General features: G+C 38.9%; 18 protein-coding genes. 7 read left to right on the plus strand and 11 right to left on the minus strand.

Annotated elements, in window-relative coordinates:
- The first annotated feature begins 21 nt into the window (after positions 1-21).
- Together I6E69_RS14660 and add are read left to right on the plus strand one after the other, a co-directional pair.
- Positions 22-2,709, plus strand: a complete 2,688-nt coding sequence (locus I6E69_RS14660; RefSeq protein ID WP_197121536.1) for a CHASE domain-containing protein — start codon at positions 22-24, stop codon at positions 2,707-2,709.
- Between the two features lie 127 nt (positions 2,710-2,836).
- Complete coding sequence (gene add, locus I6E69_RS14665) at positions 2,837-3,838, plus strand: adenosine deaminase (protein WP_197121537.1); 1,002 nt, start codon at positions 2,837-2,839, stop codon at positions 3,836-3,838.
- Between the two features lie 54 nt (positions 3,839-3,892).
- On the opposite strand, the gene I6E69_RS14670 is transcribed toward add, so the two are convergent.
- The 5 genes from I6E69_RS14670 to I6E69_RS14690 all read right to left on the minus strand — a co-directional run bounded on the left by I6E69_RS14670 (position 3,893) and on the right by I6E69_RS14690 (position 9,210).
- On the minus strand, positions 3,893-4,303 hold the full coding sequence (locus I6E69_RS14670; protein WP_024594621.1) for a CBS domain-containing protein: 411 nt from the start codon (positions 4,301-4,303) through the stop codon (positions 3,893-3,895).
- 167 nt (positions 4,304-4,470) lie between these two features.
- On the minus strand, positions 4,471-5,184 hold the full coding sequence (gene fre / locus I6E69_RS14675) for an NAD(P)H-flavin reductase (protein WP_002960960.1): 714 nt from the start codon (positions 5,182-5,184) through the stop codon (positions 4,471-4,473).
- Between the two features lie 109 nt (positions 5,185-5,293).
- Entirely contained in the window at positions 5,294-6,760 is a 1,467-nt protein-coding gene (gene ubiD / locus I6E69_RS14680) for a 4-hydroxy-3-polyprenylbenzoate decarboxylase (RefSeq protein ID WP_002960958.1), read from the minus strand.
- Between the two features lie 71 nt (positions 6,761-6,831).
- Entirely contained in the window at positions 6,832-8,862 is a 2,031-nt protein-coding gene (locus I6E69_RS14685) for a methyl-accepting chemotaxis protein (RefSeq protein WP_197121538.1), read from the minus strand.
- A 66-nt stretch (positions 8,863-8,928) separates the two neighbouring features.
- Positions 8,929-9,210, minus strand: coding sequence for an MliC family protein (locus I6E69_RS14690; RefSeq protein ID WP_182724818.1), 282 nt, complete (start codon positions 9,208-9,210; stop codon positions 8,929-8,931).
- A gap of 145 nt (positions 9,211-9,355) precedes the next feature.
- On the opposite strand from I6E69_RS14690, the gene I6E69_RS14695 reads away from it, so the two are divergent.
- Complete coding sequence (locus I6E69_RS14695) at positions 9,356-10,261, plus strand: DUF808 domain-containing protein (RefSeq protein ID WP_197121539.1); 906 nt, start codon at positions 9,356-9,358, stop codon at positions 10,259-10,261.
- Positions 10,262-10,305: 44 nt separating this feature from the next.
- Here the strand turns inward: I6E69_RS14695 and I6E69_RS14700 are convergent, their stop codons facing one another.
- The 3 genes from I6E69_RS14700 to I6E69_RS14710 all read right to left on the minus strand — a co-directional run bounded on the left by I6E69_RS14700 (position 10,306) and on the right by I6E69_RS14710 (position 14,992).
- The gene (locus I6E69_RS14700) at positions 10,306-11,247 is read right to left on the minus strand and encodes a tetratricopeptide repeat protein (protein WP_197121540.1); all 942 of its coding nucleotides are present in this window, start codon (positions 11,245-11,247) and stop codon (positions 10,306-10,308) included.
- 86 nt (positions 11,248-11,333) lie between these two features.
- The gene (locus tag I6E69_RS14705; RefSeq protein ID WP_197121541.1) at positions 11,334-12,734 is read right to left on the minus strand and encodes a M20/M25/M40 family metallo-hydrolase; all 1,401 of its coding nucleotides are present in this window, start codon (positions 12,732-12,734) and stop codon (positions 11,334-11,336) included.
- Between the two features lie 179 nt (positions 12,735-12,913).
- Complete coding sequence (locus I6E69_RS14710) at positions 12,914-14,992, minus strand: TonB-dependent siderophore receptor (RefSeq protein WP_197121542.1); 2,079 nt, start codon at positions 14,990-14,992, stop codon at positions 12,914-12,916.
- A 189-nt stretch (positions 14,993-15,181) separates the two neighbouring features.
- Between I6E69_RS14710 and dbpA the strand changes: the two genes are divergently transcribed.
- Positions 15,182-16,570, plus strand: a complete 1,389-nt coding sequence (gene dbpA / locus I6E69_RS14715; RefSeq protein ID WP_002960948.1) for an ATP-dependent RNA helicase DbpA — start codon at positions 15,182-15,184, stop codon at positions 16,568-16,570.
- Between the two features lie 22 nt (positions 16,571-16,592).
- Here the strand turns inward: dbpA and I6E69_RS14720 are convergent, their stop codons facing one another.
- Positions 16,593-17,165 carry a DNA-J related domain-containing protein gene (locus I6E69_RS14720; RefSeq protein WP_197121543.1) on the minus strand — a complete coding sequence of 191 codons (573 nt, stop codon included), beginning with the start codon at positions 17,163-17,165 and terminating at the stop codon, positions 16,593-16,595.
- A gap of 76 nt (positions 17,166-17,241) precedes the next feature.
- On the opposite strand from I6E69_RS14720, the gene I6E69_RS14725 reads away from it, so the two are divergent.
- Positions 17,242-20,061 (plus strand): ATP-binding protein, encoded by a 2,820-nt coding sequence (locus I6E69_RS14725; RefSeq protein WP_197121544.1) that lies wholly within the window; start codon positions 17,242-17,244, stop codon positions 20,059-20,061.
- Positions 20,062-20,124: 63 nt separating this feature from the next.
- On the opposite strand, the gene rho is transcribed toward I6E69_RS14725, so the two are convergent.
- Together rho and trxA are read right to left on the minus strand one after the other, a co-directional pair.
- The gene (gene rho, locus I6E69_RS14730; protein WP_002960945.1) at positions 20,125-21,384 is read right to left on the minus strand and encodes a transcription termination factor Rho; all 1,260 of its coding nucleotides are present in this window, start codon (positions 21,382-21,384) and stop codon (positions 20,125-20,127) included.
- 186 nt (positions 21,385-21,570) lie between these two features.
- Positions 21,571-21,897: a thioredoxin TrxA gene (gene trxA / locus I6E69_RS14735; protein WP_002960942.1), complete on the minus strand. Its 327-nt coding sequence runs from the start codon at positions 21,895-21,897 to the stop codon at positions 21,571-21,573.
- 91 nt (positions 21,898-21,988) lie between these two features.
- Here trxA and rhlB point away from each other — a divergent pair, with 91 nt between their 5' ends.
- Both rhlB and gppA read left to right on the plus strand, forming a co-directional pair.
- Positions 21,989-23,266: an ATP-dependent RNA helicase RhlB gene (gene rhlB, locus I6E69_RS14740; RefSeq protein WP_002960940.1), complete on the plus strand. Its 1,278-nt coding sequence runs from the start codon at positions 21,989-21,991 to the stop codon at positions 23,264-23,266.
- A 43-nt stretch (positions 23,267-23,309) separates the two neighbouring features.
- On the plus strand, positions 23,310-24,803 hold the full coding sequence (gene gppA, locus I6E69_RS14745; protein WP_002960939.1) for a guanosine-5'-triphosphate,3'-diphosphate diphosphatase: 1,494 nt from the start codon (positions 23,310-23,312) through the stop codon (positions 24,801-24,803).
- Positions 24,804-25,364 lie beyond the last annotated feature (561 nt).

A 25,364-nucleotide genomic window follows, 5' to 3' on the forward strand; every position in this document is an offset into this window, starting at 1 on the left:
TGTAGTTCAGGAGCACAAGCTTTGAGAAAATTTTTAATATTAACCCTTAGCTTGGCTTGTGCTTACTTCTTTACAGGATACTTTAGCAACTCACTTCTTTCTGTAGATGGCTATGCGGTCGCCTCCTGGCCGCCCTCAGGAATTGCTTTAGCGAGCTTTTTAATTTGGGGACGTAAGTCATTTATTGGCCTTATTATTGGGGCTTTTTGTACTAACTTAACTCACCTTGAACGCACCGTAGATATTTTTCATTTTATTGTGCTTTTACAAGCTATAGGCATTACTTTAGCCTCTGTTTTACAGGCTTGGATTGGCCGACAAATTATAGTGAATGTTATAAAAGCGCCGTTGGATTTATCTTCTTTAAAACACAGTGTTCAAAGCTTAATAGTAGCGGGGCCAATATGTTGTGTTATTGCTGCAGGTGTAGGAACAAGTTTATTAGCATTGAATAATGTGATTCCGACCAATGCTATTTTTGATAACTTTATAGCATGGTGGATTGGCGACAGTATTGGCGTACTTATATTTACACCTTTAGTACTCGCCGCTTTTAATTACACACAAGTACGCCATCGTATGCTGGTAATTTTACCCTCGCTATTAATTTACATACTGATCAGCGTTAGTTTTTATGGCGCTGCTAGTGTTAAAAAAGAAAAAGATATTCAAAAGCAAGAAGCCAAAATACTTTCTGTGCAAAATGCTATAAGCCAAAAGCTCGATGGTATTACTGCTCATTTAGGCTTATTAGGTACATATTTTGCTAGTAGTAGTGACGTGGATTTTAAAGAGTTTAAACAATTTACTTCAAAGCAGTTGGACTACAGCCAAGAAATTCTGGCTTTTGAATGGATACCTTATATACCAGCAAATGAACTCGCAGATTTAGAAACACATGAAAATCCAGCCACAGGCAAACCTCTATACATAAAAGAAAAGTCACTAGATGGAGCTTGGCAACCTGCAGGTACGCGTAGTAATTACTTTCCAGTAAAGTACGTATATCCCTTAAAAGGTAATGAAGATGTTTTAGGGTTTGATTTAGCTTCTAGTAAAGTAAGAGGTGCAGCGCTTAGCAAAGCGAAAGAGCTTAATGAACTTGCACTAAGTGAGCCAATTAACTTGGTCCAAAATACAGCCGAACACGGTGTGCTTTTTTTATATCCTGTTTTTAGAGAGTCCTCTACCGAAGATGATTTTCAAGGCTTTGTGGCAGCGATAGTCAGTCTGAAACGCTTATCGCAAAAACTATTATTTGATCACAACAACTCAATTTCAGCTAGTTTTTTTGATACAACGGTACCAGGGAAAAAGCAGGCAATTTATATTGCAGATACCGCTAATTCGCAAGCGCTATTTAAAGAATATCAATTGTTGATTGGAAAGCGTATGTGGCAGGTTGAGTTATATGAGCCAATAGTTAGAACGTCTTGGTTAGTATATTGGCTTGCACAAATAGTAGGTATGTTGTTTGTGTGGTTACTGATTACATTTTTGATTTCAGTTACTGGTACAAACATACAAATTCGCGAACAAGTGGCCAAGCAAACACATACACTACGCAAAGAAAAACAAAAAGCAGATGAAGCGAGTCATATAAAGGGGCAGTTTTTAGCAAACATGAGCCACGAAGTCCGCACCCCTATTAACGGTATAAAAGGGCTGCATTATTTAGCGCTCCAGCAAAACGATTGGCAACAAGCTAGAAGTTACATAGAGCAAGCAGATGGGGCACTTGGTGTTTTACTGAGGGTATTAAACGATGTGCTCGACTTTTCAAAAATGGAAGCAGGCAAGCTAGACTTAATGCAAGAGCCTATTAATGTAGCGAGTTTAGCGGATGGAATGCTTAATTTACTTCAGTTTGAGGCTGACATTAAATCAATAAAGTTAAGTCTCGATTTTGATAAAACATCAAATTTGGTCATCAATACCGATCCAATTCGCTTAAAACAAGTGCTGCTGAATCTGCTCAATAATGCGGTTAAATTTACAGGGGAAGGTGAAATCACTCTGAAAATTTGGCAATCGAAAAAAATGACTTATTTTAGTATTAACGATACGGGTATTGGTATTAGTAGCGAAGCACAGAAACAATTGTTTAAACCGTTTGCACAAGCTGATAGCTCAACCTCACGCCAATATGGTGGTACAGGCTTAGGATTAAGTATTTGCAAAAAACTGGTTGAGTTAATGGGTGGTGCAATTGATTTAGTTAGTTATGAAGGTAAAGGCTCTACATTTACATTTAGTTTGCCGCTAATATCACCTTTACCAAAGGCTGAGCAAATTCAGCAGCAATACAACGAAATAGACGTAAGTACATTATCATTTACAGGGTATAAATTACTTTTAGTAGAAGATAATCCACTTAATCAGCATGTTGCTAATGCTATTTTAAAAACGAAAGGCTGTATTGCCGACATTGCTAACGATGGTTTTGAAGCCATAGAAAAGCTAGCCGAAAATAGCTACGACATTGTTCTTATGGATATTCAAATGCCAAAAATGGATGGACTCAAAGCAACAAAAGTAATTCGTCGTGATTTAGAGTTAATTGATTTACCCATAATAGGGCTATCGGCGAACGCCCATGACGATGACGTTAAAAAGGCACTAGCCTGTGGAATGAATGGCTATATTACCAAACCTATTGATGCAAATACGCTTTTTAAAACTCTTTGGCATCACTTATCAGGAAAATAAGCTGTATCATTTTTTTGCACAAAAAGCAGACATATGACCGCTAAAACTTACCGCAAATCATATAGACTTGAAAAATAACTGTATCTGCGTATCATGCGCGCAAATTTAACTAAACTGGGTTGCTATTATGATCAATAGAAAATTACCTTTGCTAGATATTCACCGCCATTTAGACGGTAATGTACGTGCGCAAACCATATTAGAACTTGGTCGACAGTTTAATATAGAGCTACCTGCAGATAACGTTGAAGCATTAATCCCTCATGTTCAAGTTATTGATCCTGAACCAAACCTCATGGCTTTTTTACAAAAGTTAGATTGGGGAGTTACTGTGCTTGGCGACTACGATGCATGTAGACGTATCGCAATTGAAAACATTGAAGATGCACAAGCACAAGGTCTTGATTATGTGGAGCTTCGATTTAGCCCTTACTACATGGCACAAAGCCAAGGTTTACACCCAGAAGGCGTTGTAGAGGCAGTTGTTGATGGTATTAAATCAGCAACAATGGGCGCAAATATAAAAGCTAACTTGATTGGTATTTTATCGCGTACTTATGGCGTAAAAACGTGTCAAAAAGAGCTTGATGCATTACTCGCATTTAAAAATGATTTAGTTGCTGTTGATTTAGCCGGTGACGAAATTGGCTTCCCGGGTGAGTTGTTTGTAGAGCACTTTAAACAAGTACGAAATGCGTATTTAGCTTCGACTGTCCATGCTGGAGAAGCACTTGGTGCTCCAAGTATTTGGCAAGCAATTAATGAGTTGGGTGCGAGCAGAATAGGGCATGGCGTTAAAGCAATTGAAGATCCAAAACTAATGGATTATTTACGCGATAACCGTATTGGTATTGAGTCATGCTTAACAAGTAATATTCAAACCAGTACAGTAAACGATTTAACTAAGCACCCACTTAAACAGTTTTTAGATCATGGTATTTTAGCGTGTATTAATACTGATGATCCTGCGGTTGAAGGTATTGAAATTGAGTATGAATATACCGTTGCTGCACCTAAAGCAGGCTTATCTCAAGCTGATATGGAAAAAGCTCAAAAAAATGCGTTAGAAATAGCATTTTTAAGCGATGGCGATAAAAAAGAACTTTTAGCACTCGCTAGCGCACGTTAATTTAAGAGCATTAAAAATGCCGCTTTATATAAGCGGCATTTTTGTATCTGCAATTTAGTGTGTTTGGCAGCTTATGTAATTATCGTAAAGCGCTTTAAGTACGTCTGCTCGGCTGATCATACCGATTACTTTAACACCCTCTACAACAGGGTAGTTTTTTGGTTTACCAGGCTGCATCTGCTGTGCAAGCTCAATAATGTTGGTATCGCCGCTAACGGTCACTACCTCTGTTTGCATAAGCTGCGATACTTTAACCATCCCATCACAAAAATAACTGCTTTGCGTAAGTGGTTTTAACAGCTCTTGCTCTGATATAAATCCAACTAAGCATTTATCTTTATCAAATACTGGTGCGCCAAGTAGTTTAAATTTTTGTAGTTCTGCTATGGCTGTCGTCATTTCTGTATCTGGTGTGATATTTGGCAATTTGCGTTGCATAAAATCTTTTACTTTTGTATTTAGCATTTGGGTCTCTCCCGCTGATGTTCTATACAAAGTATGGTTTATAGATAGAGATTTAGGAAATTGTTTATATTGATGGAGTTGATAGGTTTTAACTATTAAATGTTTGTTGTTATAAAAATAAAGGCACCGATTAGGTGCCTTTATTTATAACTGAAAGTAAATTTCAATTATTTGATAAATGCGAATGCATCTGCGTACATGTTTTCACGAATTGCACCATGAGTAATAAAGTCATCACGGACAATACCTATCATGTCAAAACGACCTGCCATATAAATATCGTATGGTTCTAGTGACACAATATCTTGCATTACTGCTTTGTGTACATAGCCAGTGTGTCCTTGCCAATTAGCAGATGGATTTTCTACTACAGGAATAAACTTAAAGTTCTCATGGCTATCTGCCCATGTTTGCATTTCTGTATGTGCGTATAAAGCAGATTCTTCTTTTACGCCCCAGTAAAACAACACAGGACGGTCGCATTTTATTTCAGCTAAATGATCAGCCATTGATTTTGCGTATGAAAAACCAGTACCACCGGCGAGTAAAATAATAGGGCGCTCACATTGCAGGCGCAACTGTGAAATACCCAAGCCAGCTTCAATGTCTACTAACTGCCCTGTGGTATGGGCGTTTCGTAAATGCTCTAACGATTGCATTGCATACGAATCGGCACCTGAGGCGCCAATATGCAGTTCTATTGCATCGCACTGTGAAGGGCGACTAGCTATAGAAAAAGCACGTTTGTCTTTTTCGCCTAATACGAGTTGCATGTATTGGCCAGCTTCAAAGGTCACCGGTTGTTGTGGCTTTAAAATTACTTTATGAACAAATTCTGTAAGTGGGCTGATAGCTACAACTTCAGCTTTTAATGTTTGCATTTTTTACCTTTTAGCAGCGCTTGTAACAGCAGATACGCAATCGAATAGCTCGATTCTAGCATATCTGCAGGGTTATTTTATAGCCTGATATGTACTTACATATAAACACTTAAACAATATTAAGGCTTTCCCAAATATCATCTACGCGGTCTTTGGTGTCTTTATCCATAACAATAGGCTCGCCCCATTCGCGGGTGGTTTCGCCAGGCCATTTATTGGTAGCATCCATTCCCATTTTTGAACCAAGACCTGAGACTGGTGATGCAAAATCGAGATAATCAATAGGTGTGTTTTCTATTAATGTTGTATCACGCGCTGGATCCATTCGGGTTGTTATAGCCCAAATAACATCTTCCCAATCGCGGGCGTTAACATCGTCATCGCAGACGATTACAAATTTGGTGTACATAAACTGGCGTAAGAACGACCAAACTCCCATCATCACGCGCTTAGCATGGCCTGGATATTGTTTTTTCATTGTTACAATCGCCATGCGATATGAGCACCCTTCAGGCGGAAGGTAAAAGTCGACAATTTCAGGGAATTGCTTTTGTAGTATCGGCACAAACACTTCATTAAGTGCCACACCTAAAATAGCAGGCTCATCAGGCGGACGGCCGGTAAATGTGCTGTGATAAATAGGATCTTTACGATGCGTTAAATGAGTGACCGTCATTACTGGAAAGTCATCGACTTCATTATAGTAACCGGTATGGTCACCATAAGGGCCTTCTGGCGCCATTTCACCAGGCATTATGTAACCTTCAAGTACTATTTCTGCACTGGCAGGGACTTGTAGGTCATTTGAAATAGATTTTACAACTTCGGTTCTGCTGCCACGTAATAAGCCAGCGAATGCATATTCGCTTAGAGTGTCAGGTACAGGCGTTACGGCACCTAATATAGTGGCAGGATCGGCACCTAATGCTACCGATACAGGGTAGGGTTGCCCTGGGTTTTCTTTACACCATTCTTGAAAATCAAGCGCGCCACCACGATGTGACAACCAGCGCATAATTATTTTATTTTTGCCTAATAATTGCTGGCGATAAATACCTAAATTTTGGCGCTTTTTATAAGGCCCTTTAGTAACGGTAAGGCCCCAAGTAATTAATGGCGCTGCATCACCTGGCCAGCAATGTTGAATAGGTAATTTAGTTAAATCTACATCATCACCTTCTAAAACTACTTGCTGGCAAGGTGCTTTTTTAACTTCTTTTGCAGGCATATTAAGCACTTGCTTAAAAATAGGTATAGCGCCTAGTGCTTCTTTAATACCCTTTGGTGGATCAGGTTCTTTTAAAAAAGCGAGTAGCTTACCCACTTCGCGAAGCTCGCTAACATCTGTTTGGCCCATGCCCATTGCTACGCGTTTTGGTGTACCAAATAAGTTGGTAAGCACCGGCATATCGTAGCCTTTTGGGTTTTCAAATAATAACGCAGGACCTTTTGCACGTAAGGTGCGATCAGATATTTCGGTCATTTCAAGATACGGGTCGATTTCTTGGGTGATACGTTTAAGTTCGCCTTTTTTTTCAAGCAAATCGATAAAATCACGTAGATCTTTATATTTCATTGTGGGCCGCTATTAAGCAAAAGAGTTAAAGTATTATACCCATTTCATGCAAGCCAAGTCATTACTTGCACTTAAAACTTAAAGCGCTCTACGGCACTCGTTAAAGAGTGTGCAAGTTGGTTTACGTCTTCACTTTCGCTTGCTAGGGTTGTCGCGTTTTGGGCATTCAAGGTTGCTTGCTCTGTCACCTTTGCCATTATTTGTTGAATGTCGCCACTGTTAGTCAATTGCTCATGTGATGCATGAGCAATTTGCTCACTCATCTGATTAACAGACAACAATGTGCTTTTAATACGCTCTACGGCTTTATTTAGTTCAGTGCTGTTTTTAACACATTGCTTGGCTTGGTGTTGGCCATCAGTAATGTGTTCTTGAGTTGTTTTAGTGTGTTGTTGCAATGTTTGGATCATGGTGTTTATTTCGCTAGTCGAGGTTTGTGTACGTGCAGCTAATGATCGAACCTCATCAGCAACTACAGCAAACCCGCGTCCGTTTTCACCCGCTCGCGCTGCTTCAATTGCAGCATTAAGTGCAAGTAAGTTAGTCTGCTCTGCAATGCTACTAATTGTTTCAACAATGGCTTCAATAAGCTGAGTGTACTGTGCGAGCTCTTCTGTGCTGCCTACTGCTTTATCAAGACGCTGTAATAAAGTTTCTATACTTAGACTATTTTGATTAGCAATCTCGTTTACATCATTTGCAAATTGCGATGCGTTTGTTATTTCACTTGATGTTTTATCTGCTTGTTCATAAACCGCTTGTGAGTTGATTAGCATATTTTGTGCAAGCGATGTTGCCTGCGCGCTTCGCTTTAACTGCTGTTGTGCAACAACCGTCATTTGCTGACCTTTTTCACTGGTTTTAATAGCGCTGCTGTCTAGTTCGTGGGCGTCGCTACTAATTGCACCAATTAGGTTAGTAAGGTCTTCACTGAGTCTATTTATGTTATTTAGCAAAGTACCAAATTCATCCTTACTACGTGGGCGGCTTCGCTTTGATAAATCACCTGAGGCGATTCGGGCTAAATCGCTGTTTACTTTTTTAAGCGGTTTTAGCATTGCGCGAGTTGTAAAAATAGAGATAGCGATAATCAATATAATTAAAACAATCGTAATAATTACTACAGAACTAATCCCTGTATTTATGGCGGCCTTTGCATTAGTTTGTAAGGCATTAAAGCGCTCATCAGCCAATTTATTAAGTTCAATAAGCTGACCTTCTGTTGTTATAAATTGCTGTTGAAAGTGTTCAAAATTTTGAGCCGCAGCAATAGCACTTTTGAGTACTTTATTTTGTTGGGCGTAAATTCCTGTATCGTTGTTAAGTAACTCTCTTAATTGATTAAACTTAGCCGTTAAATTTTTAGCATTAAACGCATTATTAAAAGGTAGCGCTTGTTGCTCTAAATAGGTGAAATTAGGTTGGATGTTATCTAGTAGAAATAGGGTATCTTGCTGATGGCTATTTAAATCATTGATACTTGTAGTTTGAGTAATGCTTTTTATATTATTACTTAAGTTAAACAATAAATCGTCTATACGGGTCGCTGTTCCAAACATAGCATTAAGTAATGCCTGCTGTTTTACAGGCACTTCTAAAAGTTCTATATCAAGTAAGTTAGAACTTAAATTGTAAAGTTGCTCGTTAAACGTTGCTGATAATTCTATGGTGGAATTTTGCGCTACAAACTTAAGCTCTTTAGCGCTGAACATTGCGACACTTACTTCAGTCAGTTGCTCGAAACCTGCGTTGGTACTGGTGAGTAAATTTTGCATTGTTATTTGTTGATTTAGTTGGGTGCTTAACAAATTGAGCATATCGCTAAATTGTTGTTGCTCAACTTGCGCCTGTTTTTTATTTTGTTGAAGTAAATCAAGGTTTGCTTGGCTGTAAGCTAAGGCGTTAAATTTGGTAATAGACAGTAATGATAGCCTTAAATCTTTGCTGAACTGTTGTACCGGAACCGCTAATTTTTCGGTACGGGTATTGTTAACGCTAATTTTGTTTAATGACCAATAAAAAAATACACTACTTGTTAGCACCAATATGCCAATGGCTGTAAAGGCTAAAATTATTTTATGTTTGATCGCAATTGAACGCATAACTTCATCACAATAATGGGTCTTTAATTATTGTAGCATTATTGTGATTTGTTGGTTGCTTTTATGTTAAGCCTTAGTGCACTGTCTTTTTTTACCTGCAATGATTAACATGGCTTCATTGCCCTTACCCCAAAACAGTACCTCTTCACTTATATATTTATTCCCTGATGCACTTTTTTCGTGATTAAGTACATGCACTTTATTGTTAAAGATAAGTTCGGCTTCAGAATTATTAATAATATTGAGTTTTACGCTCTCATCATCGCATTGGTAAGCAGTACTGGTTTTTAAATCACTACATGCGGTTAAGCTTAGTAAAATAGCGATTAATGCTAAATATACTTTCATTTTTCCTCCCATCTTCTTTAAACGTTAGTTAAAACACAGGGCAAAATTTTAATCTAATGTAAGAATAACAAAGCAAAATTAACCGTTGGTGAAAGTAGCGCTTTAAGTTATGTTTATAGCAATATTTCTTGAGCTCGGAAGCTTTATGGCAGGCACTAACCTTTTAACGTTATTAGATGATATAACCACTTTACTTGATGACATTGCGACAATGAGTAAGGTAGCAACAAAAAAAACAGCGGGTGTATTAGGCGATGACTTAGCGCTCAATGCACAGCAGGTTACAGGTGTAGCAGCAGAGCGTGAATTACCGGTTGTTTGGGCTGTGGCAAAGGGCTCATTTTTAAATAAAGCGATACTCGTACCCGCTGCTTTATTAATAAGCGTATGGCTGCCTTGGTTAATAACACCGCTTTTAATGATGGGTGGTTTGTTTTTATGTTTTGAGGGAGCTGAAAAAGTATTTGCTAAGTTTTTGCCTCATAACAGTGAAGCGGTAGACGAGGGTGAGAAATTAGATTTAGTTGAGTACGAAAAACAAAAAATAAAAGGGGCAATAAGAACCGACTTTATTCTTTCTGCCGAAATTATTGTGATTACTTTAGGTACTGTGGCAGGTGCTACATTGCTTAATCAAGCTTTAGTGCTTTGTGTTATCGCAATTATAATGACGATTGGCGTTTATGGCTTGGTGGCCGGTATTGTAAAGCTGGATGATGCAGGACTTTATTTACTCAACCAATCTAAAGTGTCAGCTAATAAATTTAAAGAGTTACTTGGTAAAGGCTTGCTCGCAGCAGCGCCTAGGTTGATGCAGTTTTTAGCATTTGCGGGCACCATTGCAATGTTTTTAGTAGGCGGCGGGATTTTAGTGCATGGTGTTGAGTTACTGCATCATACTCAAGTCGATGTAACGAGCTATGCTCAGTCTGTTGCTGGCGGCACAGGAGAAGTATTAGCGCCTCTCTTGTTTGATGGTTTGCTAGGTGTTATTGCCGGCTTAGTTGTTGTGCTTATACATGTAGGTTATACAAAGTTATTTAAAAAATAGTTTATAGCTGGCGTACTTGTTGCGCCAGCTATATTTAAATTCACTCATTCACAGCTAGCTATTTTACAAAGAGATTCCAATTCAAATTGTGCTTTAGTATTTTTTTGCTCAATAGCCTTTTTGTACCAATAAATAGCCTGCTGTTGATCCTGATCTATTCCCTGACCATCACGATACATTTGCGCTAAATTTAATTGCCCCCATTGAGAGCCCGCTTCAGCAGCTTGTTTAAAGCTATTAAATGCTTCAACAAACAAACCATCTTTAAAGTAAATAATGCCTTGTTGATTGTTTTTATCGAGCTTTAAGCCTTTATATAGTGGCTTAGGTTTGGGAGGATGCATCACAAACCCACCATAAAGGATGTTGGCATAAGGGCGCAGTACGTCGTAAATAGCTTCGTCTTTATACAAACGCTTTACTTCATCGCGAGGGAGGGTGATTGTTTTAGTGGAAAAGTAATTGTCTTGAATTAGCTGGCTAGTACGCATTGCCAAAGTAATACTATTATTACGTTTATAGCTGTAGTTGCTTATCTGAAAGGTAATAAATTGTTCGTCAAAATTTAAAACTTGAGCAATTCTTAAATTGGTTAGGGTCCAGGGCTCGTGTGTAAATTTGTCGGCGTGTACTAAGTAGGTATCATATATTTTAGGCGTATTTAAATAGTTTTTCTTTTGAGTCTCGCTATTAAGGTGCTGTTGATAAACAAATAAAACAATCCAAAGTAATAAAAATACACCAATAAAGTATTTAGGTAGGCTTAGTTTTTCTATTAACGGTAGTTGCGTTATTTTTACAGGTTCGCTTTTTCCGCATTGATAGCACTCGCGTTTATAACTTAATTTTAAGGCAAGCATAGGTAAAATACTAAACCGTAAATAGCGGCTTTTATTTACTAAATGGTAGGCGTCGCTTTGACAATGAGGGCAGCGTGTTGTTTGTGCAAAATGTGGAAATGATTCACTCGTGTTGAAAAGTAACATAAAGCACGCTCCTTGTTTAATTACCTAAAGGTAAAACAAGAAGCGTGTTAGTTAAAGCTACAAACTGTAAGTAAGTATGTCTGTTATTACTTATTTTGAGCTTTAGGCTTGATAGTGGTTTTTGCATCGGCAGCCATTAGAGCAAATACAGCATATGCAGCGGTATTTTGACGAAGCTTAGCAGGTGTTACTTTATCAAGCGTATCGTCAGCTGTATGGTGGTAATCAAAGTAATCTGTTCCATCTTGAGCAAGTTCAAAAATAGGCGCTGACGTTGCTGCTTTAAGTGGAATTAGATCGGGGCCACCATTCGCTTGGTTTTTACCAATGTGCTCAATATTTAACGGCGCAAGTTCTTTTGCTATAGCGCGAACTACAGGAAGTGACTCTGCGCTTACGTTCGATTCAAAAGCATATACAACATCGGCGCCAAAATCAGACTCAGCGGCTGCAACAATATTGCTTAGCTCGTTTTTATGCTCTGCAAAATAAGCTTTTGCACCCCAAAGACCTAGCTCTTCAGCTGCAAAAAGTACCACACGAATACTTCGCTTAGGACGTTTTACATCGCTAATATGTTTAGCGGCTGCCATTGTTAGCGCAACGCCTGCACCGTCATCTAGTGCGCCAGTCCCTAAGTCCCAAGAATCTAAATGCCCGCCAATTAATACATATTGCTCAGGGTTTTCGGTACCATTAAATTGGCCAATAACGTTATAACCAGTGCCTTCACCAAGGCTTTCGGTTTGCACATTAATATTTACCGATACGTCTTTATCTAAAGCAATGAGTCGTGCTATTTGATCGGCATCTGGATTAGCAATGGTTACATTAGGTATTTTTGTAACACCTTCTTTGTAGTAACTACCGCCAGTGTGTGCAAAACGATGATGACCAGTACTTACCGAGCGCATCATGTAGGCAACAGCCCCTTTTTTAGACGCTTCTATAGCGCCTGTGCCACGTGCTTTTACAGCAGGTCCGTAACCATTCCCGTCTATATCGCGGTTCATGCGGTAATTAATATACGCAATTTTACCTTTTAGGCTATTTGCTGGTGCTGCAATTAACTCATCAAGTGTTTCGAACAAGACTACTGATGCAGTGATCCCACCTTTAGGCGTGCTTATACTGTTACCTAATGCAGTTAAATGTAGAGGTTGCTCGCTTGGTGTTAGTATTTTTCCGCTTTCGCTATAACGGCGCCATTCAGGAAAAGTCGCTTCTTCAAGCCATACTTTATCAAAACCAAGCTCATTAAATTTAGATTTAGCCCATGCCACTGCTTTTTTATCATTTTCAGTACCAGGTAAGCGAGGTCCTACTTCAGTTGTTAATGACTCTAGTAATTTATAGCTTAAATCACTATTTAGAGCAGAGGTGCGCACTTCATTGACTTGTTGTAATTGCTTTTGGGTAAATTCGGCGTTGTTAGCGTTTGCAGCCATACTGCTAGTAAGCAGCAGTGCGGTAATTAATTTTTTCATTTGGGTAAGCCTTTTTAATAATTAGCGCTATTAGAACATGTAACAAACATGATAAAAAATAGATGAGATGAATAGGCTTTGTAATAGGTTTAATGCTGTTAGGTATAAACGTTTAGATATAAAAAAGCCCGCGTAAATGTACGCGGGCTATATTTTAAAGCTGTTATTTAAGCATTTAATTAAAAGCTAAATTGCGCTGCTAAACGAAGATTTGTGCCCTCGCCAACAGTTACATTACTCGTGCCGCCACCACCTAAATAGCTTTTATCAAATAAGTTTTCGATGTTAAGGCGTAAGTTAATATCGGTATTGCTTAAGTTAAACTTATAAGTGGCGCCAACATCAACACGTGTATATGCATCTTTAGTAATTGTATTATCGCTATCTGCAAAGCGCTCGCCTTCGTAAAAAGCGCCAGCGTTAATGGCAATGGCGTCGTTTAATTCATAACGAGTCCACAGAGATGCCGACCATTTTGGTGCATCGGTAGGGCGCTTACCTTCCAATACTTCATCGCGTTCAAAGTTAGCATCTAGATACATAGTTGATGCCATAACAAATAAGCGGTCGGTAGCAGCACCTTGTGCGCTTACTTCAACACCTTTATGGCGTTGTTCACCCACTTGGTTTGTTTCACTTGTGAATGAGCCAATAGGTGTCTCAAGCTGTTCGCTAACAAGTGTGCCTTCTTTACTAATATCAAAAATTGCACCTGTAAGCAGTAAACGGTCATCAAATAATTGCCATTTAATACCAATCTCTCTTTGCTCTGAGGTAATGGCATCTAGCTTCATGCCATTATTTACATCGGTTTCATCAATCAGAGTTTCACTACCTTGAGGCTCAAAACCTTCTGAGTAACTAGCATATATAGTTGCCGAAGTATTTGGATGATAAAGCACACCTACCTTTGGTACAAATGACTCGTTATCTGCACCTTCTCGTGTTTGTTTATCGTAACGGCCACCTAGCGATAATTGCCATTGTGGTGAGAACGAAATTAAGTCCTGAACGTAAATACCGTAATAGTCGTATTCAGTTTCGCTTACTGTATCATCTGTTTTATAACTTACAGATGGGCGTGATGGTTCTGCTTGTCCTGCAGAAAAATCAAAGTAGTCAGCAGAAGTACGGCGTTGCCCGTAGTAGTAATCTAGCGAGTTTGCGCCAATTAAAAACTGATGCTGTAAGCTACCTGTTTTAAATTCCCCAATAAAATCAATAAATGCAGTTTTAAATTGCCAATCGTCAAAACGGTCGTAAGGACGAGATTCATAGCTGTCACCTTCAGCAAAGCCACTAGGCATGCGAGGTGCTGACTCAAAGCGTTGGCGCTCAAACGTTTGTTCGTTATAGCCAAGTTTTACTTGCCAGTTATCGGTTAAAAATACTTCTAGGTCTACACCTAGGTTTTCTACGGTAATATCGGTAAACGCCCAAGACATATCACGGATTGTTTTATCGCTACCAATTACATTAGCATTATCATCTATCCATGCACCAGTATCTAAACCTGCTTCGTCATCTGTGCGGTCGTAATGCACACGTACTAATGCGTTATCGCTAATATCGTAATCTACAACTAAAGCACCTAAAAAGCGGTCACGCTCACGGTTTTCACCATTTTGGTATTCACGCCAGTAGTCAACGTCTTGCTTTACTAAAATCCCGCGAGCACGTAAATCTTCTGATTCAGTTAATGCACCTGCAGCATCAACCATAAAGCGCGTTGACCCATGCTGATCTACATCGGCACTGGCATTAAATAATGTTTGTGCTGTAGGCTTTTTAGTTACCATGTTAACCAAGCCACCTGGGCCTGACTGACCATATAAAATGCTTGATGGGCCTTTAATTACTTCAACTTGTTGCAAAATTTCGATTGGTTGCTGATAGTGCGACCAATGCTGATGACCGTCGCGTAAATAACCTGTCGATGAGCTTAGCTCAAAGCCGCGTAAGTTAAATACTTCACGATTTCGTTGTTGTGAGCCTGCAGTTAAGCTTGCGTCATTTGTGAGTACTTCGCCAAGTGTAGTGGCAAGCTGTTCGCTAATAATAGTGTCGGTTATTACAGTGACAGATTGTGCAGTTTCAAGTAATGAAGCTGATGTTCTCATTGCGCCATTAGCGTTATCTACTTTGTAATCGTTAAAGTAGCTTCCCTTTACTTCTATGCGTTCAAGGTCGGTAGTGTTTGCATATGTGCTTGTTGTAATGCTTGCTAATAGTGCTATGTAAATAGAATTCAGTTTCATTAATTGCTTCCAGCGCAGGTATGTAAAAAACAATCGCGATCTTAATGCAAACTACTATCATTTTCAACGCCTTTCATTAACATGTTTTATAATGTGTTTGTTAATGGTTGCCAATTACGAATTCTGCTATTATAAGCTGCATATTAGTGGGGCTTTCTCCCATGTTATTTTATTGCTATGGAACTTACTGTGACTTCAACTGCTTTTTCATCTTTGGCTTTACCGGCTGGACTCGTTGATAACTTATCAACACTTGGCTATGCCCACATGACACCTGTACAAGCGCAAAGTTTGCCGCCTGTACTTGCTGGTAAAGACATCATTGCTCAGGCAAAAACCGGTTCAGGTAAAACTGCTGCGTTTAGCTTGGGTGTGTTAGCTAAATTAAACGTAAAACGCTTTCGTATTCAATCTTTAGTCTTGTGTCCGACTCGCGAACTTGCCGAGCAGGTTGCGGTAGAAATGCGTAAATTAGCGCGCGGCATTCATAACATTAAAATATTGACGTTATGTGGTGGTGTTTCAATTGGCCCGCAAATAGGTTCACTTGAACATGGCGCGCATATTATTGTTGGCACGCCAGGGCGTGTTGATGACCATATTCGTAAAGGTACTCTACGTTTAGATGATGTGGAAACATTGGTGCTTGATGAAGCTGATCAAATGCTTGATATGGGTTTTCAAGACACACTTGATGCAATTATTGAGCGTATTCCACAAAATCGTCAAACATTGTTATTTAGTGCTACTTTCCCAAGAGCTATTGAAGCAATTGCTAAGCGTGTACTTAAAAATCCAGAAATGGTTAAAGTAGAAGAAGAGCAAGCCAAAAGCACAATTAAGCAGTACTTCTACAAAATGGATAACAATAAGCAGCGCTATCCAACGCTTAAGTTATTACTTCTTAAATTTACACCACAAAGCTGTGTTGTATTTTGTAATACCAAAGTAGAAACTCAACAAGTGTGTGATGATTTAGCTGACGAAGGCTTCAGCGCTGTTGCATTGCACGGTGATTTAGAGCAACGCGATCGTGAACGTACGCTAATTCACTTTTCAAATAAAAGTGCTTCAATACTTGTTGCAACCGATGTTGCTGCACGAGGTTTAGATATTGATGACATGGATATGGTTATTAACTACCATTTAGCACATGACACGCAAACACATGTTCACCGTGTTGGCCGAACTGGACGTGCTGGTAAAAAGGGCATTGCTTGTTCTATTTACGGTGAAGCTGAAGCGTTTAAAATTGCACAAATTGGCGATCATTACGAGCGTGATATTACTCCAGAGCAAATGCCGCCGTTTAATTTATTAGATAAACCGCCGTACCGCCCTGAAATGGTTACTTTGATGATTGATTCAGGTAAAAAGCAAAAAGTACGTGCAGGCGATATTCTTGGTGCTCTGACAGGTAAGGATGGGGTTGCAGGTCGTCAAGTAGGTAAAATTAACGTACTTGATAACGTAGCATTTGTTGCTGTTGAACGTAACTCATCAAAACCAGCACTTCGCAAACTAACCGAAGGCAACATTAAAGGGCGTAAAATACGCGCTCGTCGCCTTACTCGTTAATTTAAATAGCTAAATTAACAAATTAGCGAGCAGCTACCTTTAGCTGCTCGTATTGTAATTTTATTTTTTTAAACTTAACTTCACAACCATTTGGTTTATCTGGGTGCATCTGTAATGCAAGTTGTCTCCAGCGCTTTTGAACGTTTTTAAGAGTGAAATTTTCAGGTAACTTCCATTCTAAAGCCAACGCTTTAAATTCATTGTCATTTAATACTTGTTGTGGTGATATCGTTTTAAACTGACGCCAAAAACTATTCAAAAGCTCATCAATTTTCTCTTCACCGGTATCGTAATTACGCCAATCTAAATAATAATCTCGCAAATTTTCGTTCGTTGTTACTAAACTATTATCTTCTTTTTCTAAAAGCTCGATATGCAGAGTTGAAATGAGTAAACTTTGAGGGCGTAATTGTGCCTGCAGTTGGTACAATGCATTCATAATTAAAAAGTTACGTTTAAATAAATCACGTTCAGGGCTTTTATCGAGTGTTGTTATTGCGCTGCGGTTTGTCAGTTCTGCTGCTAAAGTATGAACTTGCCAAACCTGCCTTGTTAATATCAGCTCAAAAATCTCATCAATCAGTGGGTTAAGCATTGTTTAGGCCCTAGTAGTTAGTGTATCTTCAATAAAGATTACACTGATATAAGTAACGGTTTGAAGGATTAAAATTATGCTGGGCAAGTTTAAATGCCTCTTATTTACTATATGCTGTGTACTAATAGCTCCTAGCTATGCCCAAAATAGTGATTCGTTATTTGAGCAATTCAAAAACGAAGTGCAGTGGGAGCCTAAATTACAATTAGCAAATACGTTACTTGCTAATAAAAACGTTTCTAAAAAAGAGCGTGTCGCTGTTTATTCGGCATTAGGTAATAGTGCGTTATCGGCTGATAATTTTAAAGAATCTTTACACTATTTTAAATTATTAGAAAAAAACACTTCAGATACTTTCTTTCCTGACGAGCACTTTCGTGCAATAAAAATGCAAGGTGTAGCACTTTTTTACCAAGGCTTATTTCAAAAGGCCATAAGTGAATATACCCGCACCCTAGTATTAGCTGAAAAAAATGAACAACTACTTGAACAAGCAAATTTACTAAATAATATTGGTTTGGCTTATTTTAATATGAATAAGCTAGGCGATACCCTAGAGTTTTACTTAAAGGCAAAAGCTATTTACGAAGCGCACGGTAGTGAGCAAGATCAAACCGACATATTACTTAATATAGCAGGCGTTTATATACGCTTATCACGCTACGATAGTGCATTTAGTCTTTATCAAGATGTACTTAAAGTTTATCAGCGGTTAGATGATAAAAGCGGTATTGCGCAGGTATACAACAATATGGGTGTTGCTCATATGGAGAGTAATCAATTTGACTTGGCACTTCATTATTACCAGCTAGCGCTGCGTTATTATATTTCAGCCAATGATTACAATAAGTTATCTACGCAATATACCAACTTGGCAAATACTAATTTAGTGTTAAAAAAAGTAGATGAAGCGTACGAGCAAGCTAAATTAGGTGAGTACTATGCGCTTAAAATAGGTAACCATAATTTAGAGCTTAATGCGCTACATGCACTTGGTAAAATTCAGTTTGTTAAAGGCAACTTAGAAGAGGCGAAAATAAGTTTAGATAGAGCTATTTCACTTGCCCACGAATATGGCAGTGAGCGAATAATTAGGGAGGGTTTAGGGACTAAAGCACTACTTGAAGCCAGTAAAGGCGATTATTCAAGCGCAATGGCCTTGCAACAAGAATATATTAGTGAGCTACGAAAGCTCAGAAGTACAGCAATTATAAATGCACTAGCGGTACTTCAGCATCAATTTAAAGCAACCCAATTAAACCAAGAGATAGAAAAACTTAAACAAGATCGACGTGTGCAAGAGCTAAAAATGTCGCAGCGTTCTCAGCTTACTTTATTCTCTTTTTTACTATTACTTTTGGTTGTTGTAACTGGTATTGCGCTTTACCGCCGTGGCGCAGAAAAACGCGCTAAGCAGCAGTTAACAGAGCAAGTTACGCAGCGCACTGCCGAGTTACAGGCAATAGCACAGGAGCTAAGAGAAGCTAACGATGTTAAAAGCCAGTTTTTGGCCAATATTAGCCACGAAATCCGCACTCCACTAACGGCTATTTTAGGGCAAACAGATGCTTTAATTAATGAATTATATGAGCCTGAGTCACTTAAAGATGAACTAAGAGTAATTCAGCGTCACAGTGACCATTTAAAAAGCTTAATAAACGACGTGCTCGATTTAAGTAAAATTGAAGCCAATAGATTAGAGTTAAATATTTCGTGCTTTGATATTGTAGAGCTTGTAAATGACGTACATGCAATGTTTATCACTCAAGCAAAAGCAAAAAATCTACGCCTCATTTTAGACAATCAAGTGGGTAATGAGTTTTACACTAAGCTGGATTTAATACGCGTAAAACAGATTCTTATAAATTTATGTGCTAATGCTATTAAGTTTACTCACGCTGGCCAAATCATTATTGCTTTAAATAAGAGTGAACAAGGGCTAGTGATTATTGTAAAAGATACCGGTATTGGTATGAGCTCTAAACAGTTAAAGCTTATTTTTGAATGCTTTAGCCAAGCTGATAACAGTATTAGCCGTCGCTTTGGGGGGACAGGGTTAGGCCTTAGCTTATCGCAACAATTAGCCGCGATGATGGGCGGTTATATCAGTGTACAAAGCGAATACAAAAAGGGCAGTCAGTTTTCGTTCTTTTTACCGTGCGCAGAAGTAAATAAATCGCAAAGCCTGATTGAAACTCAAAGTGCTCCAAAGGTAAATAAGCAATTGGCAGGGCGTGTTGTACTTGCAGAAGATCACCCTGATAATCGAAGGTTAATAAGCCGCTATTTACGTTCAATGGGGCTCGAGGTTATTGCCGTTGAAAACGGTGAGCAAGCGGTAGAGCAGTGCTTAAAAGAGTATCCTGATTTAGTGCTACTCGATATTCAAATGCCTGTGATGGATGGGCGTTCTGCTTTTCAGCTATTAAAACAGTGTGGTTTTGAGCAGCCTATTTTTGCTTTAACTGCAAATGCTATGAGTCATGAAGTGGATGGCTATTTAGAGTTAGGGTTTAGTGGTTACTTAGGTAAACCGATAGATAAAGAGTCATTTTATAAAGCGCTTTCCAGCCACCTATATAGTGCAGAAGATCAGCCAATTACAAAGCAAAATGAAGTTGATATGAGCGATCTTGTCATTAGTTTTAAGCAAAGCTTTGCTTTGGAGAGTGAAACGATTACTCAGCATTTTATAAGTGAAGATTTAGCCGCGCTACAAAAAGATAGCCATCGCATTTTAGGAGCGGCGCAAATGTTTGGTTTAGATGAAATTGCGCAATCAGCTCAAAGTTTAGATAGAGCCCTTTTACGCAGGACCCAAAAAAGTAGTGCGAATGACTTTAAAGCGCTCGTTGATACGTTGCAGAGTGTACTTAAAAAGTATAATGAAAGTTAAACTGTGTTTAATCCCGACATAAAAAAAGCGCCTAAGGCGCTTTTTTTATTCAGCTAAGACGCTTTATTGGCGTCTCATCGAATCAAAAAATTCATCATTGGTTTTGCTCATCGATAGTTTATCGATTAAGAATTCCATCGCATCAATTTCTGACATGTCATGAACAATTTTACGTAAAATCCAAAGCTTTTGAAGCTCATCTGGTTTTGTTAGTAATTCTTCACGACGAGTGCCTGAACGATTAAAGTCGATAGCAGGGAATACACGTCTTTCCGCAATTTTACGGTTAAGGTGAAGTTCCATGTTACCAGTACCTTTAAACTCTTCGTAGATAACTTCATCCATTTTAGAGCCAGTGTCGATAAGCGCTGTAGCTATGATTGTTAAGCTACCACCTTCCTCAACGTTACGTGCAGCACCAAAGAAGCGCTTAGGTTTATGTAATGCGTTAGCGTCAACACCACCAGTAAGTACTTTACCTGATGAAGGAATAACGGTGTTATAAGCACGTGCTAAACGAGTGATTGAATCCAATAAGATAACAACATCTTTTTTATGTTCAACTAAACGTTTTGCTTTTTCGATAACCATTTCGGCAACTTGTACGTGACGAGAAGCTGGCTCATCGAACGTTGATGCAATAACTTCACCTTTTACTAGGCGTTGCATCTCTGTTACTTCTTCCGGACGTTCATCAATAAGTAAAACCATTAATGTTACATCAGGATGATTATGCGTAATTGATTGTGCAATGTTTTGAAGTAGCATTGTTTTACCCGCTTTTGGCGGAGCTACTAACAAGCCACGTTGGCCGCGGCCAATAGGAGATGCTAAATCAAGTACACGGGCTGTAATATCTTCTTTACTGCCGTTACCACGTTCCATGCGAAAACGTTCGTTTGCATGTAGTGGGGTAAGGTTTTCAAAAAGAATTTTAGTTCGAGAGTTTTCAGGTTTATCAAAGTTAACTTCATTTACTTTGAGTAAAGCAAAGTAACGTTCACCGTCTTTAGGTGGACGAATAAGGCCTGAAATTGAATCGCCAGTACGCATGCTGAAACGGCGAATTTGGCTAGGTGAAACATAAATGTCATCTGGCCCAGCTAAGTAAGAGGCTTCTGATGATCTTAAGAAGCCGAAACCATCTTGTAAAATCTCTAATACACCGCCGCCGAAGATATTCTCTCCGCCTTTGGCATGGGATTTAAGAATGGCAAAAATGATATCTTGCTTTCTTAAGCGGGCTACGTTTTCGAGCCCCATGGACTCAGCTAAGTCTACAAGCTCTTTAATCGACTTGTCTTTTAATTCGCGTAAATGCATATTGGTGGGTTCTTTATTACAGTTGTCATACTCAAAATCGCTTTGATCGTTGAGTGAGGTTTGTTGAATATAACTAAGGATTAGTTGGCTTTATAAACTAGCAGTTCACTGGCAAAGCGTCCAGTCTTTATACAAAATAAATTTAAAAAAGGGCAAAAAAGCCCTTTTTATTGTTCTAGCTTACCGTTAGATGTTGTTTTCTAAAAACTCGATAAGTTGAGTTTTTGAAAGAGCACCTACTTTCGTTGCAGCTACTTGGCCATCTTTAAAAAGAAGTAAAGTAGGGATACCACGAATACCAAACTTTGGCGGTGTGCCAGCATTTTGGTCAATATTTAATTTAGCAACAGTCACACGGCTGTCGTATTCATCAGCAACTTCGTGAAGAATAGGGGCGATCATTTTACAAGGTCCACACCATTCAGCCCAGAAATCTACTAGTACTGGTTTGTCTGATTGTAATACGTCAGCTTCAAAGCTATCGTCAGTAATTTGGATTATTTTCTCGCTCATTGCGCTCTCCGATTTAGTTAGGCGAAATATTTAGTGCGTATTTAAACACTCTTGTTTCTTATTGCAAGTTTAAACGTTATGCTTAAACGCTATGACTAAGACACATTTAACCGATAAAAAGTTTTCAGACTTTGCTATCGCACCGGAAGTGGTTGCCGGTTTAACCGAGAATGGGTTTGAATATTGCACACCTATTCAAGCAAAATGCCTACCTTTTATTTGTGATGGACGCGATATCGCGGGCCAAGCTCAAACGGGTACAGGCAAAACGTTGGCGTTTTTAACCGCCACGTGCCATCGGTTATTACAATCTAGCAAAGCACCTAGTAAACATCCAAGAGCCCTGATCATGGCCCCTACTCGGGAGCTTGCGATTCAGATACACAAAGATGCTAAAATTTTAGCGCCGCACTGTAATCTTAACTTAGGTTTAGTATATGGTGGCGAAGATTACGAAAAACAACGTGCACAACTAGAAAAAGGCGTTGATATTTTAATTGGTACTACAGGTCGCCTAATTGATCTGTATAAGCAAGGCTGTTACACCCTTAATGAAATTGAGGTAGTCGTGCTGGACGAAGCCGATCGTATGTTCGATTTAGGTTTTATCAAAGATATTCGCTATATGTTCGATCGTATGCCAGATACATCAAAGCGTTTAAACTTATTATTTTCTGCCACATTATCGTACCGCGTACAAGAATTAGCTTTTGAGCACATGACAAACCCAGAGCATGTTCAAATTGAACCTGACGTTAAAACGGGTAAACGTATTCAAGAAGAGCTATTTCATCCTTCGCAAGAAGATAAAATTAAGCTGTTGTTAACCTTAATTGAAGAAGAATGGCCAGAGAAAGCAATCGTGTTTGCAAATACCAAGCACAGTTGTGAAACAGTATATGCTTGGCTTAAATCAGACGGTCATCGTGTAGGTATGCTTACTGGTGATGTAAACCAGAAAAAACGCCAAACTATATTAGCGCAATTCAGCAAAGGTGATTTAGACTTTTTAGTTGCGACCGATGTTGCAGCGCGTGGTCTTCATATTCCAGAAGTAAGTCATGTGTTTAACTTTGATTTACCTGACGATTGTGAAGATTATGTTCATCGTATTGGCCGTACTGGCCGCGCTGGTGCATCAGGCCACGCAATTAGTTTTGCATGTGAGCAATATGCATACAACCTGCATGAAATTGAAGAATATATAGAGCACAGCATTCCTTTATCACATTATGATAAAACAGCATTGCTAGATGATTTAACTCAGCCTATTATTCAAAGAAAGCGCAACTATTCAACAGGTCCACGTAACCGTAGTAATAACAGCGGACGTCGCCCAAATAATAGTTACCAAAAAGGACGGTCGTAAGCGACCGTTTGTATAAGTAGTAGTAACTAGAGGTTTTTGAACGGTGGGGCAACTTAAACCGCAAAAAAATGTGTACGCAGTTATTGATTTGGGCTCAAATAGCTTTCATATGCTTATTGCCAAATCAATTGCTGGCGGTCTACAAACAATTGGACGTGTTAAACGCAAAGTCCGATTAGCCGCAGGGCTTGATAAAGGAAACGTATTAAGCACTGAAGCAATGCAGCGAGGCTGGGAATGCCTTGCCCTTTTTGCTGAGCGTCTACAAGATATCCCAGACAAAAACATCACCATAGTAGCAACAGCTACCTTACGCTTAGCAACTAACGCCGACGTATTTAAAAATCATGCCGAAAAAATTCTAGGTCATAACATTAATGTTATTAGCGGAGAATTAGAAGCGCGCACAATTTATAAAGGTGTTGCCCATACTTCATCTTGTACTGGCAAACAGCTTGTTATTGATATTGGTGGTGCAAGTACAGAAGTTGTAATTGGTAAAGCATTTGATGCCCTACATTACAAAAGCCTCAATATGGGGTGTGTTACCTATCTTGAACGCTATTTTAAAGATTGCCAACTAAGTAAGAGTAACTTTAACGCAGCAATAAAAGCGGCTCGTACAGTCATTGATGAAATTTCTCCAGAGTATAAAGCAGCTGGATGGCAAATTGCATCTGGAGCTTCTGGTACAGTACAAGCAATTCAAGAAATTATGGTCGCGCAAAATCTTGACGACTTACTTACACTTGAAAAGCTCAACACTATAAAAGATCAAGCAATTGCATTTAGCACTATTGCAGCGCTAGACCTTCCAGGGTTAAGTGAAGACCGTCGACTGGTATTTGTATCAGGACTCGCAATCTTAATCGCACTATTTGAATCTCTTGAAATAGAAAAAATGGGATTGGCGGGTGGAGCACTGCGTGAAGGTGTTTTATATAGCATGGTTCCGGAGTTTCATAATAACGACATTCGCAAACGCACTGTTGATGGGTTTATGAGCCGTTATCATGTTGATCAAAAACAAGCATGTCGAGTTTCAAGCTTGGCAATGCAGTTAGCGCTGAGTATTGATAAAGATTGGCCGATTGAAAGCTTAAATGGGTTACCACTATTAAAAGCGGTAGCGCAGCTTCATGAGATTGGATTACTAATAGAGTATAAGCAGTACCATAAACATACCGCTTATATTTTGGAAAATACCGATATGCCTGGTTTTTCACAGTCAGAGCATAAATTAATAGTAGCGGTAGCAGATGCACATCGATCTGATTTTCCAAAAGGTTGTTTTAATTCACTCGGCGTAAATAGTCTATTAGCGCAATATATAGTGAGATTACTACGAATAGCAGTCATTTTATCAATGCGCAGACAAGATGATGTACTGCCTAAGTTTGAGTTAACTGCTAAAAATGAAGTCTTAGACCTTAAGTTTGAAAGTAACTGGTTAAAAGATCATCCATTAATGGCCAGTGAGCTGCAACAAGAGTCTAAACAGCAAGGAAAACTTGGCTGGAAGCTCATAGTAAACTAATTAAAAAGGCCCATCAGGGCCTTTTTAGTGTTTAAAGTAACCATTTCGATGTAAATATGTGCTAACAGCACATTATTTCAAGTTTTCTTCAAAAAAGGGTTGATCTGTTTTCGGATCTCCCTATAATGCGACCCCACTGAGACGGGAAACGCCAACGCATAGCGAGGCACGAACAACTCAGGGTGTTAAGTAAAACTTAGATTGAATCTTTTTAGAAAGTTTAAATTTAAGTGTTGACAAAAAAATAGGAAAGCGTAATATGCGCAGCCCTAGCGAGATAAAGTTTAAATTTATAATCGCAACGTTCTTTAACAATATAAAGCAATCATCTGTGTGGGCACTCGTACAGATTGAGTTCTAACAGCCAAACTACTTAGGTAGCGAGGCAAACAAATTAGAGTCTCAATTGAAAACTGAGTGACCAACAGAAGTAACTTATTTATAAGTTGCTTCGGCACAGTCAATTCAATATCGAAAGATATTAAAAAATTCAGAATTCATTGAGCTGTCGAAAGACATAAAACTTTTTAATTGAAGAGTTTGATCATGGCTCAGATTGAA

This window comes from Pseudoalteromonas sp. NZS100, from assembly GCF_015864815.1.
GTDB classification, from domain to species: domain Bacteria; phylum Pseudomonadota; class Gammaproteobacteria; order Enterobacterales; family Alteromonadaceae; genus Pseudoalteromonas; species Pseudoalteromonas distincta.